The following is a 16987-nucleotide window of genomic DNA, read 5'->3' on the forward strand; positions in this document are numbered from 1 at the left end:
GTGCCCGTCGGCGAAGTTCTGCGTTTTCAAGCATGTCGGATCAGAAGCGGAAGTAAATGAACGGGTTGTACTGCCCGAGTGCGATCGACATAGCTGCAAAGATTAGCGCAGGCGCAACAAATGCTGCCGCCACGAAGCCGTCGACGTTGCGCGCGAGGAGCCAATTGCGGACCGGCGCGAAGCGTTCAAGTGCCCAAGGGTAGAAGCCAGCCGCCAACACGACGGCGGTCGGTATAAGCCAACCAAGGTGAGTAGAAAAGAGCATCGACACGGTTACTGAAGGTTCGGTAGCCGTTGGCATGCCGACGAGCGCACCGAAGTAGTTGAGGGCGTGCGCGGTGGTGTCGCTTCTAAACAGCACCCACGTCAACATGAAAGCCAGAACGACGTAGCCGTGGCGAGCCCATCGCCAGACCCCGGATCTCGAAACGACGTTCGATGGCACGATCTTTTCCAGTGTCAGAAAGGTACCGTGCGCGGCCCCCCAAAGCAGGAAATTCCAAGTTGCGCCGTGCCAGAATCCAGTGAGAAGGAAGACGATCCAGAGGTTGCGCAGCGTTCTGCGGGCGCCGTCTTTATTACCACCGAGCGGGATGTACACGTAGTCACGGAACCACGTCGACAGGGAGATGTGCCACCTGCGCCAGAAATCTTGCATCGACTCGGCGGCATACGGGTAATTGAAGTTCTCGGGAAACCGGAAGCCAAACATGCGCGCAAGTCCAATGGCCATGTCGGAATACCCAGAGAAATCAAAGTAGATCTGCAGCGTGTAGCACAGGAGGGAAAACCAGGCGACGGACGCGGACAATTCGCCGGTCGGCACGCTAAAGCCCGCGTCGGCCACGATCGCGAGCTGATTGGCGATAAGCACCTTTTTCGCGAGACCCATCGTGAAGCGCAGCGCCCCGGCAGACACATCGTCGAGGCGGGCCACGCGTGCCCGTAGTTGCGACTGGATGTCTTTGTATCGGATGATCGGGCCTGCGACCAGTTGGGGAAACAGCGTGATGTACAGACAGTAGTCGACGATGCTTCGATTCGGCCGTGCGTTTCTCCGATAGATGTCGACCAGGTATGAGATCGCGTGGAAGGTGTAGAACGAAATGCCAATGGGCAAAGGCAGTGGTCGCAGCACGAGTGGGGCCACACCAAACGGGGACAAAATCGCGTTCAGATTGCCAACGATGAAAGCAGCATACTTGAACACGCCCAATATGAAGAGGTTGATGGCCACGCCCCACCCAACCATTCTCAGCCGATTCTTTGCCCGATCGATGCTGATGGCCAAACGGAAGTTGACTCCGATGGAGACGATCATCAAGATCAAGAAGCGAGGTTCGCCCCAGGCATAGAAGACGATACTAGCCAGCGCGAGCGTGAAATTGCGCCACGGACGGGGCGTCAAGAAGTACGCGGCCAAAGTGATTGGGAGAAATAATCCCAAAAAGGCGATGCTGCTGAAAACCACGGGGGACATCCTCTGGATTTATTGATCTGGTCCAAGCACGCGTGCTAAATGTGGACGTGATCTTCTACTAATGCCGTACACGTTCGGGCCGTATTGTAATGCGTGCCACTGCGATGCCGGAAGTCGACGCAGGCGTCCGAACGATAGTTGGCTGTCAGCCAGAGAGGGGGGCGCAGGGCCGCTTTGTTGGCGTTTGCGATGTGGCGTGTGCCGCAAACGCCCAGTCCAAGAATCCGTTGATGGAATCCTTCACGGGGATATCACAACGTGGAAGGAAGATTCGCGCCAGTCTCCATCCGTATTATGATGTTCGAGGCTGGTCGGCAGGGGGCTGGCCCCCAATCAAAATTTCATTGACATGAAACTCTTGGCTATTTCCGGTAGCTCACGCCGGAACTCCACCAATACTGCGTTGCTGATGGCGATGAAGGGCTTCGTCCCGGCCGACGTCAAGCTATCTGTTTTTCATCGCCTGGACACCTTGCCCGTCTTCTCACCTGACTCGGAGGGAAACAAGACACCGCCGCAAGTCATCGAGTTTCTGGAACTCGTATCAGCTTCCGACGGCATCATCATCTCGAGTCCCGAGTATGCAAGAGCGATTCCAGGTGGACTGAAAAATGCAATCGACTGGATGGTTTCTCGATTTGAAGCCGTTGGAAAGCCCATAGCGCTTGCACACGCATCTCATCGCGGCGAAGAGATGCTGGCATCTCTGCGGCTTGTACTTTCGACCGTTAGTGACGGCTTCCTTGAACCCCTGTTCCTGCGGGTCCCGCTCATCGGTAAATCTCCGGAGGAGATAGCCGATATGCTGTCTCTACGCGGGTATGGGTCACAAATATCGGCGTTCTTGTCTAACTTCGTAGAAGCAATCCGTCTAAATCACGGCGAACAGGCTGGTTCCCTTGATTCAGATGCTGAGGGGGTATTCGCGACAACGAAGGTGCTCAATGAATCGTGAGCAGACGATGGCGCAAACCAACGAAAGCAGTGCCTGATGGGTATTGAGACTTCGTTCGAACCGGATGCGCAGCTTTCCAAAACCGGTCAACTAGGCCTGTGAACAACACGAACAGAATGCCGTTCGACACAGCACGGTCACCAACGTGTGGCCGCCCGCCGTTGGGCGAGTGGCTTTGTGTTGGCAGCAACGGCTCGAGCGTTTCCCGCAACGCCTTCTCTGATTCGTCTTATTGTCATCCACTTTCAAACGTATTCCCCCAGATGTCGGATGACATGGTTTTGTTAGCCACGCTAAATCCGATCCCGGTGTTTAAGGTAATTCCGAACTTCACAATCGGAATGCCGGAAACGCCTGCTGTAAATCCTCCCAATGCCGGTGACGCGAGTAGCACGAACTGCCACGTCATGCGGCTAAGCAATTTCACCTCTGAGCGAGTCCCGTCAAGCAGTTAGGTGGCAGTGCCCGCTCTATCGGGCAGCATGCGGGCGTCGCGCCCATTGACCACACCGCGTGGCAAGAATGCCCGCCCGAATCGACTATGTGACGTTTCCCATCCAGTCGGCATGATCCCTTTTTGCCAGAATGAACGCGCTTCGATGCGATGACAGGCGCGAAGCACCGTACGCGCATTGCGGCGGTGACGGTGCTGTCAGATGACGAAAAAAGAGAGGGGGGCAACGATGACGATCAATGTCGTGGTCGCAGATGACCATCCGATTGTGCGTTATGGAATACGACGTTTGCTCGAAGAGCGGGAAATGATCCATCTGGTCGGCGAGGCGGGCAATTCGTCGGAACTCGTGAATTTGCTGGCCAAGGCGCCCTGCGACATTCTGGTGACCGATTTCTCTATGCCGGGGGGGAACTTCAAGGACGGGCTTTTTCTTATCGGTTACGTGCGCCGGTATTTTCCCAACATCAAGATCATCGTCGTCACGATGCTCGAAAACCTGGCGATTCTTCGCGGCATGCTCAAGCTTGGGGTGCATTCGATTCTCTCGAAGCTCGACGAGCAGAGTTCGATTGCCGACATCGTTTGTGTGGTGGCGGACGGCAGCCGATACATTCCGGCGGGGCTGGCGACAAGGCTGCACGACTCGGTGGTCGACGACACCGAGATCGACGCGTCGAAACTCTCGGGCCGCGAGGTGGAGGTAGTGCGGCTGTTCGTCTCCGGCCTCACGATCAGCGAAATTGCGTTCCAGCTCAGCCGTAGTGTGAAGACGGTCAGTTCGCAGAAAACCAACGCCATGCGCAAGCTCGGGCTGGACCGTGACGTCGATCTATATCACTACGCCACGCGCACTGGCATTACCTGAGGGATGGCTGCCGGCCGGATGCCCCAAGTATCAGGCCGGCAGGCGAATTCCCCGCATATCGCGCAGGATCAACTCGCCCGCCCGAAGCATTTGTTTGAGCTGATGCACCACCTGTTTGATTTCCTGAACGTGGGTCTCGGAGGTGTCCGGCTGTTGCTCTTGCGCGACGACCAGCGCGTCCAGACGCCGCGTGTAATCGCGCATCGCGTCGCTCGCGGCCTGCGTGTCGGTCGGCACCGACGCCGCCGGTGCCGCGACCGCCTGTGAGAGCAGATCGCTGATGGCGGCCACGACCTGTCCCAACTCACCGCTCTTGTCGGCTGCAATCTGGCGCGGTAGCACATCGGCCATGCCGGTGATGTACGACGCCATCACATGGTTCTGCACCAATAGATCGTTGAGCTCACCGACCGAGACCTGTTTGGACTTCGGCTCGAGCATCATGCGTTTGAAGGCTGCGCCGAAATTCCCGAAGGCGATATGCATGTCCTTGCGCGCCATGCGATAGGCGAAGTCGTCACGCTTACCCTCGCGACCGGCACACGATTCGAGATAGGCGCGCGTCGACTGCACGGCTTGCCGGATGAGCGGCCCCATCAGCCGGTATTCCCAGTAGGGGAACAGGTACGAGCAGACCAGGGCCACGGCCGAGCCGATGAGCGTGTCGATGGCGCGCTCGCCGATCACGGACAGCGACCCGGGCAACAGGAAGTGGAACAGCAGCAGCACGTAAGACGACATGAATACGACCGACAGGCCGTAGTTGAACAGCGACAAGCTGTTGCCCATGACCATGCAGAAGAACATGAGCGCGAGCAGCATCCAGGGCTTGTGCACGAAGGACAGAATCAGCAGCACGCTCACGCAGCCCAGAAGCGTGCCGGTCAGACGTTGGGCGTTCTTCTGCTTGGTCAGGCTGAAGCCGGGCTTCAGAATCACGATGATCGTGAGCAACACCCAGTAGCTGTGCGCCTGTCCGGCGAGCAGCGACCAGTTCTCGCAAATCATGAGTCCGGCCGAAATGGCGATCGTCACCCGTAACGCGTGACGAAAGCTCGGCGACGAAAATGTCAGATTCTTCCAGAGCAATTTCGGCGAGAAGCTTTGCCGTGACGTGAAACGCAGAAGTGCCTGATCGATCTTCACTTCGGTAGCCGCGCCTGCCGTTGCGAGGTTCGTGTTGCGGTGCATGCGCTCCACGACCCGCGTGCTGCTCCACACGCGGCGGAACGTACTGGTGAGCGCCTGGTAGGCCTCGGGCGCACGCTGCGGCAGCGACTGCTTGCGCATCAACTCGATCTCATACTCGATGGCGCGGAGTTCCGCACGCCAACTGCGTTGGGCTCGCGACGGTTCGTTGGTGGCAATGGCGTAACCGATGGCGTCCACTTCGTTCGCGATCTTGCGGATCATGTCGCGGAAGAACAGGAGCACATCGTTGTTGGCGAACTCCCGGCGCAGCATCGGATAGTCGGTATGCACCGACACCACCACCTCATGCAGATCGACGATGTTGATGAATAGGTTGAACAGCATCGTGCGGCGTGGCTCGAGTGTGCCGCTGCGCAGGCGCGGAAGATTGCGAAGAATGATTTCGCGCGCGGCCTGCTGCTTTTCCACGACATTGACCTGCGAGGCGATCAGGCGCCGGTAGCAGTCGTCGATATCGGTCGATGTGTCGTAGAACGCCGCCTTGGCTTCCAGATACTCTGCCGTGACGAAGAAACACTCGGCGAGCGTCTGCTGTTCGATGCGAAACCACCAGACGCGGCAGACGATGAGACTGAAATAGGTGTACCAGAGACCGCCCGCCAGAACCGCGCCGGCGTCGAGCACCGCCTGATGTCGCGTCAGATCGGCTTCGACATTGAGCACCATCATCATCAGACAGGCAAAGCTCACCATCGACGCGCGATAGCCGTAGACCACGAGCATCGACAGGCCGAAGGTCAGAATCAGCGAGGTGATCCAAAGCTGCCACGGCTGCGCCGCGGTGGCTATGCCGGTGATCAGGACGGTGAGCGCGCCGAGCAGTGTGCAACTGAGCAGTTCCGTGTGCTTGTGGCGTAGTGGCCCATTGATGTCGACCACGCTCGCGCACAGGGCTCCCGAGGCAACTTCGATGCCGAGCAGGTGCTGGTCCATCCCCCAGAAGAGGACGAGGGCGGGCAGCACGACCCCCACTGCCTGACGAGTGCCGCTGAAAAAGTAATGGCTATATAGGAACTTCTTGATATCGGTCTGATAGTCCATGCGTCGGGGGCGAGAGTTCCGCAGCAAAGCCGGCCACGCGAAGGGGGAGGGCGTGGCGCAGTGAGAGTCTAGCCGAAGCCCCGGGCGCCGCGAAGAGGGGATACCGCCGGTTACATGCGGCGCGGGGACGTGCTTGCGATGAGCCGCGACACCAGTGTGACGTATGAAGGGGCAGGTTTTCGGATCTGCCCGATCGGCTTCGCTATGGGGCATTTGCTATGCTTGCGAACAGACTCGCCAACCCACCATGCCCGCATGCTCCACCTATTCTTTTCCAACCGGTTCACCACGCTCGAAGCCGCGCTGTTGCGCGATCTTGCCCAGGCGCCCGGCGGCAGTGCCGGCGACGCCGGCAATCCGTTCGAGACGGAAACCATCGTCGTGCCAAGTGTGGCGGTGCAGCGCCGGCTCGAATTGGACTATGCGGATGTCTTCGGTGTGTGCGCCAACGTCCGTCTGACCTATCTCGCCCAATGGCTGTGGGACATGGCGGGCAAGCTGCTCACGGTGCCGGAGAGTTCGCCGTTTGCGCCGGACCGCCTCGTCTGGCCGCTGTATCAATGTCTGGCGCAACCGTGGGTGGAAGCCTCGCCGCGTCTGGCGGGCTATCTGTCGGGGGCGGACGATGTCATGCGCTTCGAACTGGCCGATCGTCTGGCGCATATCTACGATCAATACCTGACATACCGGCCGAACTGGCTCGAACGGTGGCAATCGGGCGACACCATCGAGCCGGGGGCGGCAACGGGCTGGGGCGAGGTGCAGCGCGACGACGAAGCGTGGCAGAGTGCGTTGTGGCGGCAGGTGCTGGCGCATCTGGAGATTCGCGAGCGTCACCCGACGCTGCGCGCCATCGACCGGCTCGAGCAACTAACGCCTGAGACGGTGCCCGTCGGATGGCCCTCGCGTGTCTCGGTGTTCGCGCTGTCGTCGATGCCGCCGCTGTCGATGACGCTGCTCAAGGCGATGTCTCGCCTGATCGATGTCCACCTGTATGTTCTCAATCCGTGCGAAAGCTATTGGTTCGACATCGTGCCGCCGTCGCGCCTGTCGTACCTGACGCGCCGTGACGGTGCCGCGCACCGGGAAGTGGGGCACCCATTGCTCGCCGAGTGGGGGCGGCAGACACAGTCGCATATCGACGCGCTGTATGCCGATTTGGCGCCGCAAGCCGTGGAGGACAGGGCGCTGTTCCAACCGAATCCCGCGCCGACATTGCTCGGCGCGTTGCAAAACGGCATTCTCACGCTGGACGACGGCCGCCATGGCCCGCCCGATGGCGTCGACGCCGACGGATCGGTTCAGGTGCATGTGTGCCATAGCCTGGCCCGCCAGATCGAAGTGCTGCACGATCGATTGCTGGCGTGCTTCGACGAGATTCCGGACTTGCGTCCCGATGATGTGCTGATAACCGTGCCGGATCTGGGCCGGGCGGCGCCGCTCATCGATGCCGTGTTCGGTACTGCGACGCCTCGCATTCCCTATCTGGTTACCGGTCTGCCGCCAACGCGAACCAATCCCGTCGCCCGTGCCTTTGCCTCGATTCTGGCGTTGCCGCAGCAACGCGTAGCGGCATCGAGTCTGGTGGAACTGGCGCGCACGGAGGCCGTCGCGCAACGCTATGACCTCGGCGGCAACGTGCTCGACGCCATTCAGAACTGGCTGCACGCCGCCGGCGCCCGTCGCGGCTGGCGCGGCGATGCGCTGTTGCGACTCGACACCCAGCGTCCGGCTACGCTGCCGGCCGCCGGGGCGGGCGTTGCACCCGCGCTGGAGCGGCACACGCTGGGTGACGCCATGATGCGGTTGTTCCTCGGCTATGCGTTGCCGGACGATGCGCTGCCGGTCGACGATTGGCTCCCTGTCGGGGGAATCGAAGGTGGGCGTGCCGAACTTCTGGGGCAACTGGCGCGGCTGATCGACGATCTCGATGCGACAGCCGTGACGTTGCAAACCGAGCGCACGGGGCTCGCGTGGCGTGATCAGTTGCTGGCCATGCTGGAGCAATTCTTCTCCGACGAACCCCGCTTTGCCGACGATGTCGCCGAAGTGCGTATGGCCATCGAACAGATCGGTTCCGCCATTGCCGACGGTGCGCCCGAGGTGCGGGCGCCGGTCGAAGTGGTGTCGCGTGTGCTGGCCGATGCGCTCGACGACCCGACCCGTGGCGGTGTGCCGTCGGGCCGGGTGACGTTCGCGGCGATTCCGAGCCTGCGACTGCTACCGTACCGCGTGGTGTGCATGCTCGGGATGGACGACGGGGTGCTGCCGGGGCGCGTACGTGCCGACGAATTCGATCTGATGCGTGCGCTGCCGCAGCGCGGCGATCGCCAGCGCCGTGACGACGAGCGCAATCTCTTTCTCGATCTGATGTTGAGTGCGCAGGATCGGTTTCTGATGACGTATACGGGGCGAAGCGTTCGCGATAACGCGCCATTGCCACCGTCGACCGCAGTGGACGAACTGCTCGACTTCACCGGGCAGTTTCTGGCGCCGGTATCACAGGGATACACCCTCGACGATCAGCGCGAAGCGCGCGAGCGTCTGGTGGTGCTGCATCCGTTGCAGCCGTTTTCTCCGGCGTATTTCGACGGGCGCGATGCGTCTCTCTTTAGCTACGACGTGTCCAACGGCGAAGCGGCGCGGCAATTGGCGGAGCAACTGGCTTCTCCGGCGCCGGAGGCTCCCGCTGCGCCTTTTGTTCGCGAGTCGTTGCCCGCGATTGCGCAAACACATCTGACACTCGACGATCTGCTGCGCTTCTGGCGTCACCCGGGCCGAGCCTGGGCGCGCGACAGACTGGGTCTGTCGCTTGGCGAGATGCTGACGGAAGTTGAAGACGAAGAGCCCTTCGTGCTCGATTGGGCCGGACGTGATGCGCTGGCGGCGCGACTGTTGCCGCGGCTTCTGCGTCGCGATGGGCGCGATATGCGCACGCACGTCGACGCCATTGAGCGTATTGCGAATGTGAGCCACGAGTTGCCGGGCGGCGCGACCGGTGCCGTCTGGCGCCGACGGGAGCTGGGCGGCCTGCGTGCGCTGGCGGCGCAGGTGAGAGAAGCGCAGGCCGAGGGCGCGCAAGAGCTGCTGGCAACGTTGCCCTTGAAGCCGGCATTGCCGCCGTCATGGCGCGAGTCGACGGATGCGGCGTGGCACGGCGACGTGACCCTGTCTGCGGATTGCCTGTTGCAGGGGCGTCTGGCGCCGGTGTCTCGCTACGGGTTGGTGATGTATCGATACGGCAGCATGCGTCCGAGCGATCTGCTGGCGGCATGGTTGGCGCATCTCGCGCTTTGTGCGCATCTTCAGCAGCCAGAGCATGCCGGGCTGGATGTGGCGGCCAGAACCCTTTGGTACGGTGAAGACGAGACGTTTGCCTTGCGTCCGGTCGACGATGCGGCGACGCTTCTGGGGCAGTGGGTGGCGTTGTACCGGCTGGGGCAGACCCGGCCACTACCGTTCTTTGCCCGCAGCGCCTGGAAGCTGGCGAGCACCGGCAAGCCTGGCGAGGCCGAGAGCGCGTGGCTTGGTTCGGCCTTCGCGCGCGGTGACGCGGACGATCCCTACACGCGATTGCTCTGGCGTGGGGTTGAGAACCCACTGGCGTCGCCATTCGACTTGCTCGCCAACACGGTATTCGGTCCGGTGGTGCAGCACCTCGACGTTGTGGAGGGCGCATGACCCAACTCATCGACCTCGACGTCTTCGGTTGCGATCTCGATGGCGTTTGCCTCATCGAGGCGTCGGCCGGTACCGGCAAGACCTGGAACATCTGTGCGCTGTACGTGCGCTTGCTGCTGGAAAAACAACTGACGGTCGAGCAGATTCTCGTCGTCACCTTCACCAATGCCGCGACGGCCGAGTTGCGTGAGCGCATCCGCGGGCGGTTGGCTGGGCTGGTCGCCGCGATGGCGCCGGTTTTCGGGGAGGACGAAGACGCGACGAACGAAGACACCGAAGACGAATTCCCCGACTTCGACCCCGATGCCAGCGACGACCCTCTGTTCAACGTGATGATCGCCGGGTTGATCGAGCGCGGTGAGATGACGCCGAAGGCGATTCGCGACTGTCTTCAAACGGCGTTGCGAGCCTTCGATCAGGCATCCATTCATACGATTCACGGTTTCTGCCAACGTGCGCTCGCGGAGGTGCCGTTCGCCGCCGGGTTGCCGTTCGCCTACGAACTGGTGCCGGACGACAATGGTGTGCGACACGACCTGGCGGTCGAATTCTGGCGTCGCGTGGTCGAACCGCTGGCGGCGCAGGACGATGGTTTCGCTGCATGGCTGGTAGATCGCAAGCGCACGCCGGGCGCGCTCACGGACCAACTGGCGCGCCGGCTGAAGAAGCCGATGTCGGCGCTGCGTTGGCCTGAGGCAGTGGAGGGGGAAGCGCAAGCGTCGCCCGATGCCGAGTTGCTCGCGATCTACGCAGCGGCGTCCGACTGCTGGGAAGCCGAGGCATCGGCGATTGCCGATCTGATGCGCGCCGCATTGCCGTCGTACAAGAAGAACATCTATCACGAGACGTCGCTCGCGCAAGCTGTCTCGGCATGGCAGCGCTATCTGGGGGCGCGCGACGCCGCTGCGCTGCTGAGTCCCAAGGCAGCGTTGCTCACGACAACGCGGCTGGCCAAGGACATCAAGAAGGGCGAGACGCCGCCGGATCACCGCTTCTTCGACATGGCCGACGTTCTCGTACGCGCGCGCGTCGATGCGGACGAACGTTACGCAATGCAATGGCTACGGATTTTGCGCGAGTGGCTGATCCAGGCCCCCGACCAACTGGCGCTTCGCAAACGCGAGTTACGCGTGGTGTCGTTCGACGATCTGCTTGGCAATATCGCACGCGCGCTGACTCAGCATCCCGATCTGGCCGACGCCTTGCGCTCGCGTTACCCCTGTGCGTTGATCGACGAGTTTCAGGATACCGACCCGCTGCAGTTCGCCATCTTCAGTGCGGTGTATGGACAGCGGGCGGTGTCTGCGCCGAATGAGACGCCGGGACCGATGTTCATGGTCGGCGATCCGAAACAGGCGATCTACAGCTTCCGCGCAGCGGACCTCCATACCTATCTGGCGGCGCGCGAGAACGCCGACGCGGCGTACACGCTCGCTGTCAATCAGCGCTCGACCCCGGCCATCATTGAGGCGGGCAATCGCCTGTTCGGTGCCAACGACCGGGCGTTCGTGCTTGAAGGACTCGAGTATCCGCCGGTGCGTCCGGGGGCACGCCGGCGCCCGCCGCTGTCGGACGTTCGCGAGGTGGCCGACTTCACTGTCTGGTGGTTGCCGGACGATGACGAACCGCTGTCCAAAGACGACGCGCAACAGGCCTGTGCGCGCGCAACCGCCGCCGAGGTGGCGCGTTTGCTGGCGGGCGCGTCGCATGGCGAAGTCCTCGTCGGCGAGCGGCCGCTTGCGCCGGCTGATATTGCGGTGATTGTGCAGACGCACCGGCAAGGCGCCTTGATGAAGGCGATGCTCGCGGAACATGCCGTGGGCAGTGTAGAACTGACGCAGGACTCCGTGTTTGCGAGTGAGGAAGCTGAAACGCTGCTGCGGGTGCTACGCGCGGTGGAATCGCCCGGCGATGTGCGCGCATTGCGGGCGGCGCTCGCCACCGAACTGTTCGGGCTCGATGCAACAGCCTTGTATCGCATGCAGACCAGCGAAGCCTCCGATGCGGAAGCGATCGCCTGGATCGAGCGGTTGCAGCGGTATCGTCAGTTGTGGATCGATCGTGGTTTCTCGGCCATGTGGCGCACACTCATGCGCGAACTGGGGCTGGCGGCACGGCTGGTGGCGCAATCGGGCGGCGAGCGGCGCCTGACGAACTTCATGCATCTGGCAGAGCTTGCGCAGGCGCGCTGGGCCGAGCAGCCGGGCATGCCTGCGCTGCTGCGCTGGCTGGCGTCGCAACGCAATGCGAGTGGCGGTGAAGAAGCGCAGTTGCGTCTCGAGTCGGACCAGAATCTCGTGCAGATCGTGACCGTTCACAAGTCGAAGGGGCTCGAGTACGGCGTGGTTTTCTGTCCGTTCCTTTGGGATGGAGCGGTGCGCGACGGCGGCAGCCTCGACGGACTTGAATACCACGACGGCCCCACGGCGGTGATCGACTTTACCGATGCCGCCGGTAAGGGCTCTCCGGCGGCGGCCGCGCTCCGGCAGGAGCAGTCGGCGGAGCAGGCGCGGCTGCTGTATGTTGCGCTGACACGTGCGGTCTATCGTTGCTATCTGGCGGCGGGTATTTACGCGTCGCGCCGGAGCGTGAAAGAGGCGTGCGGCGGCATGCTGAATTGGTTGGCCGCCGGGCAGGGCGTGCCGTTCGACGCGTGGATTACGTCGACGGTCGATACCGACGAACGGGTTGCCATCATCCGATCGGCATGGAAGGCGCTTGTCGGCGGCCCGCTGGCTGTCGTGCCGTTGCCGACAGGCGATGCGCTCGACGCAGGCACGCGCCTCGCACACGACGCGGCACCCGAAATTACCACACGTGCCAGTACGCGGGCTTTGCGTGAAGTCTGGCGCATCGGCAGCTTCTCCGGATTGTTGGCCGGAATGCACGCGGGCCCGCAACTGGGGGGCGGTCAGCTCAGTGCGCCGGAGCGCACGCGTCCCGACTACGATGCGCAAGCGAATGCGGGGCCGACGTTCGCCTTGCCGCCCGAGGGTGACGATGCCTGGCCACCGGCTGACGACATTCTCCGTTTCCCGCGCGGCCCAGCCGCCGGCGAGAGTTTGCACCGTGTGTTTGAGTTGGCCGATTTCCAGTCGCGTGCGCAGTGGCCGCATGCTGTCTCGCGGGCCCTGCGTGAGCGTCCGCCGGGGCGGGGCGCCGAACTCAACGATACGTGGCGGGTCATGATGATGAACATGCTGGCCGACACCCTGGCGACACCGCTGCGTCCCGGTCTGCATTTGGCTGACGTCGCGCTGGCGGAGCGGCTCACCGAAATGGAGTTCACCTATCCAGCCGATGCCGTGTCGCTCGATGCGTTGCGTGGTTTGTTGCGCCAGTTCGGATACCCGGATTTGCCGCTCGACGCCACCGTGTTGCGCGGCTATCTGAAGGGTTTCATCGATCTGGTGTTCCGTCATGGCGGGCAATGGTGGATTCTGGACTGGAAGTCGAATTACCTCGGCACGGCACCCGAGAACTACGGTGCCGACGGCCTGCGCGAAGCGATGGTCGAGCATGGCTATCACCTCCAATATCTGCTTTACACCCTGGCGTTGCACCGTTATTTGCAACGACGTATGACACATTACGATTACGACCGCGACATGGGGGGCAGCCTCTACCTCTTTGTCCGGGGCGTTCGGCCCGACTGGGCCAGTGCGCATCCGGCCGGTGACGATGTGCCGGGTGTCTTCTTCGACAAGCCGTCGCGCGAGATGGTCGACGCGCTCGACCGTTTGTTCTCCGCGGGCGAAAACCCAGCCCTGGTGCAAGCGCTGGCGCTTGACTCGCGCAGTGATGACGCGGTGCTCGACGGGGAGGGCGTATGAGCGATCACCGTCATACGGGCGATGCATCGGGTGCACCGATGGCCGATAGCGGCGTGGTGCGACTGGCGCAAGGGTTCGCACGTCGAATGGCGCTGCTCGCACGCGGGCATGGTGCGGACGATGTGACGTGCCGCTACGTCTGGCGTGCCGCGCTCGCGGTAAGTCTCGCCACGGCCGAAGGTCACGTCTGCGTGCCGCTCGATAATCTGCTCGACGCGCAGGCCAGCGGTGAGCTGTTCCCCGGCGACGCACCGGCCTTGTCCGTTTGGCGGGATGCGCTCTTCACCAGCGGCTTGTGCGCACGCGCCAGTCTCGCGCTGGCCCTGACGGACGACGCGCAGGCCGATGCCTTCCCGTTGCTGATCGACGATCAGGATCGGCTCTACCTGGCGCGTTACTACGGTTATGAGGCGCGTCTGGCGGCGGCGCTTGGACGGAAACTGTCGTCGACCGTCCGCACGCCGGTGACGTCCGACGATCGCGCGCGTCTGCGGCGCTATTTCGGCGAGGGCGTGCTCGCCTCGCCCGACGGGCAACGCGAGCCCAATTGGCAGATGGCGGCGGCAGCGCTCGCGCTGCAACGTTCGCTGGTGGTGCTCAGTGGCGGCCCCGGCACAGGCAAGACGACCACTGTGGTGGGCTTGCTCGCGTGCTTGCTCGAGCGCGACGCCAACCTGCGGGTGGCGCTCGCCGCGCCCACAGGCAAGGCGGCACAGCGTATGCAGGAGGCGTTGACTGCACGGCAGGACCTTCCGGAAACGGTACGTCAGGCGCTGCCCGAAGCGGCGGTGACGCTGCACCGGCTGCTTGGCGTCTTGCCCGAGTCTGCGGAGCAGGTCGGCCGGCGCTTTCGCCACCACGCGGGCAACCCGCTTCCCTACGATTTGATCGTCGTGGATGAGGCATCGATGATCGATTTGTCGATGGCCACGCAATTGCTCGAAGCCGTGCCCGAAGGTGCGCGTCTGATCCTGCTGGGGGACAAAGACCAATTGGCGGCAGTCGAAGCGGGAGCCGTATTCGGGGAGTTGAGTGCGCAACGGGCGTTTTCCCCGGACATGCGTTCGCGCTTGTTATCCGCGCTGGAATGGCCCGCAGAAGCGCCGCCCCGGTCGGGGCCGCTGGCCGCCGTCGCCATTGCCGATGGCAATCAGGGGGTGGCCGGAGGAAACGCGCCCGTATCGCAGGGACTGGAAGACACCGTCGTGTGGCTGGAGCGTACCTATCGCTTCGGGGCGCACTCCGCCATTGGCCGGCTGGCTACCGCGATCAAGGCCGGCAAGGTGATCGAGGCGCGAAAGGAGTTCACCATCCCTGACAACGAGCGTGACGCGCGCTCGCACGTCACCGCATCGCAGGAGCATCGTGCGCAGGAAGAGGGGGGCGACACGGAGGGCGCAGACCGGGTAATGCTCAGCGAGGATGGCGGCATACAATTGTCGCCCGCCCATCTGAACGCGCTGGCCGACGGCTATTCGGCGTACCTCGATGCGCTGGCCGACGCGGTGACGACGATCGGACAACTGGGCGACCCTGCGGCGGCCACCACGGCCGATATCGCCATGGTCGCGCAGCCGGTATTTGCGGCGTTCGGCCAGTTCCGTGTGTTGTGCGCGACGCGCGGCGGGCGGCGGGGTGTCGAGTTTCTCGGCGCACAACTGACGGCGCTGCTGGCGCGTCGCGCCGGCGTAGCGCTCGGTGCCGGCGGCGGCGCATGGTTTGCAGGACGCCCGGTGCTGGTGACGCAGAACGAGTACGCACTGAACCTGTTCAACGGCGACATCGGCATCGCACTACCTCTTGGTCCGTCCGGCACGCTGCGTGTGGCGTTTGCCACACCGGACGGCGGGTATCGCCTCTACTCGCCCGCCAGTCTGCCTGCGCACGAAACAGCGTTCGCCATGACGATTCACAAGTCGCAGGGTTCGGAGTTCGAGCGTGTTGCGATGGTGCTGCCGGAGCAGGCGAGCCGGGTATTGTCGCGCGAGCTGGTCTACACGGGGGTGACACGGGCACGCCGTCAAGCGTGGCTGTACGCGCCTTGGCCGGTGATCGCGTCGGCCATCGCGCGGCCGACGCAGCGCGATGGCGGATTGACCGACCGGTTGCGAGAGGTGCTGGCTACGATGCCGGATTCGACGTCGGGATAGTGGCTTCGGACACCGATCCCAAACGCGTGACGAGCAACTGGTCGATCTTGTAGTTGTCGATGTCGACCACTTCGAATTTGTAGCCCGCGGCTTCGGTCGCTTCGGATTTTTTTGGAATGCGCTTGAGCTGGTAGATCATGAAACCGGCGATGGTTTCAAACTCGCCTTCGCCGGGAAGCTCGTCGATATCGAGGGCTTTTTTCACGTCTTCGACCGACGTCACACCGTCAACGAGCCACGAGTGGTCGTCGCGCTGCACGATCTGATCTTCGTCGGTGGGGTGAATGACGTCGCCCATGAGTGCGCCGACGATGTCGTTGAGTGTCACCACGCCAACGACCAGACCGTATTCGTTGATGATGACGGCAAAACCCTCGCGGGTTTCCTTGAAGCGCGCCAGCGCTTCGGACAGATTGAGCGTGTCCGGAATGACCAGCAGCTTCTTCGCGTAGAGGCGATCCAGATTGCGGATCACGCTCGACAGGTCTTCGCTGGCAATGCGTTGGAGCAAATCCTTCGAGTCGACGTAGCCGAGCACGTTGTCGATCTCGTCGCGGCACACGAGATATTTCGAGTGCGGGCTTTCGATCATCTTCTGGCGAATGCTGCGCTCTTCTTCCGCGATGGTGAAGTACACGACGTCGTCGCGAAACGTCATGACCGACCCGACCGTGCGCGATTCCAGCTCGAACACGTTTTCGATCAGATGAAGTTCCTGTTTGCGGACCACGCCGGCTTGCGCGCCTGCCCCGACCATGGCGGCAATGTCTTCCGAGGTGATGTTCTCGATGGCGTGCGTGGGCAACTTGAGGAGACGCAGAAATAGGTTCGCCACTCCGTTGAACAGGTAGACGAGCGGGCGCAGGATCTTCAGGCAAAGCAGCATCGGATCGATGATGCCCGTGGCGACACGCTCGGGATTGACCATTGCGAGACGCTTGGGAATCAGATCGGCGAACTGAATGAAGGCAATCGTGATGAACAGGAACGAGCCGATGCCGGCGAGGCGCAAGGCGAGCGCCTGATCGATAAACGTCGAGAGCCACCCGAACAGGTAACTGGTCAGGAAGCTCTCGCCGAGCACCCCGCCAAGCACGGCGACCGCGTTGACGCCGATCTGCACGACGGTGAAGAAGCTGCCGGGCTGCTCCTTGAGCGCGAGCACTTTACCGGCCTGCAGATCCCCCTTTTCCGCGAGTACTTGCAGCTTGGTGCGCTTGGCGGCAGTCAGAGAGATTTCGGCGGCGGAAAAGAAAGCGCTCACCAGAACCAGCAAAAAGATACTGAAAAGAAAACCGTAACCACTCATATTG

At 62.5% G+C, this 16987-nt stretch carries 8 protein-coding genes; 5 read left to right on the forward strand and 3 right to left on the reverse strand.

Annotation, left to right across the window (positions count from 1 at the left end; genetic code table 11):
• Positions 1-40: 40 nt before the first annotated feature.
• Complete coding sequence (locus PHO31112_RS07710) at positions 41-1471, reverse strand: MBOAT family O-acyltransferase (protein WP_150619961.1); 1431 nt, start codon at positions 1469-1471, stop codon at positions 41-43.
• A 358-nt stretch (positions 1472-1829) separates the two neighbouring features.
• Between PHO31112_RS07710 and PHO31112_RS07715 the strand changes: the two genes are divergently transcribed.
• Both PHO31112_RS07715 and PHO31112_RS07725 read left to right on the forward strand, forming a co-directional pair.
• Entirely contained in the window at positions 1830-2435 is a 606-nt protein-coding gene (locus tag PHO31112_RS07715; protein WP_150619962.1) for an NADPH-dependent FMN reductase, read from the forward strand.
• 683 nt (positions 2436-3118) lie between these two features.
• Positions 3119-3757, forward strand: coding sequence for a response regulator (locus tag PHO31112_RS07725; RefSeq protein WP_174995603.1), 639 nt, complete (start codon positions 3119-3121; stop codon positions 3755-3757).
• A gap of 30 nt (positions 3758-3787) precedes the next feature.
• On the opposite strand, the gene PHO31112_RS07730 is transcribed toward PHO31112_RS07725, so the two are convergent.
• Complete coding sequence (locus PHO31112_RS07730; protein ID WP_150619965.1) at positions 3788-6010, reverse strand: FUSC family protein; 2223 nt, start codon at positions 6008-6010, stop codon at positions 3788-3790.
• A 255-nt stretch (positions 6011-6265) separates the two neighbouring features.
• Here PHO31112_RS07730 and recC point away from each other — a divergent pair, with 255 nt between their 5' ends.
• The 3 genes from recC to recD are packed head-to-tail and all read left to right on the forward strand — an operon-like array spanning position 6266 to position 15674.
• Complete coding sequence (gene recC / locus PHO31112_RS07735; protein WP_150619966.1) at positions 6266-9691, forward strand: exodeoxyribonuclease V subunit gamma; 3426 nt, start codon at positions 6266-6268, stop codon at positions 9689-9691.
• Positions 9688-13524: an exodeoxyribonuclease V subunit beta gene (gene recB / locus PHO31112_RS07740; protein ID WP_150619967.1), complete on the forward strand. Its 3837-nt coding sequence runs from the start codon at positions 9688-9690 to the stop codon at positions 13522-13524. Before recC ends, recB begins: the two co-directional genes overlap by 4 nt.
• On the forward strand, positions 13521-15674 hold the full coding sequence (gene recD / locus PHO31112_RS07745) for an exodeoxyribonuclease V subunit alpha (protein WP_150619968.1): 2154 nt from the start codon (positions 13521-13523) through the stop codon (positions 15672-15674). The genes recB and recD overlap by 4 nt, the downstream gene beginning before the upstream one ends.
• On the opposite strand, the gene paeA is transcribed toward recD, so the two are convergent.
• Positions 15646-16983: a polyamine export protein PaeA gene (paeA, locus tag PHO31112_RS07750; protein ID WP_150619969.1), complete on the reverse strand. Its 1338-nt coding sequence runs from the start codon at positions 16981-16983 to the stop codon at positions 15646-15648. The two genes, recD and paeA, sit on opposite strands and share 29 nt — an antisense overlap.
• Positions 16984-16987 lie beyond the last annotated feature (4 nt).

This window comes from Pandoraea horticolens, from assembly GCF_902459555.1.
In the GTDB taxonomy this organism is placed as follows: Bacteria; Pseudomonadota; Gammaproteobacteria; order Burkholderiales; family Burkholderiaceae; genus Pandoraea; species Pandoraea horticolens.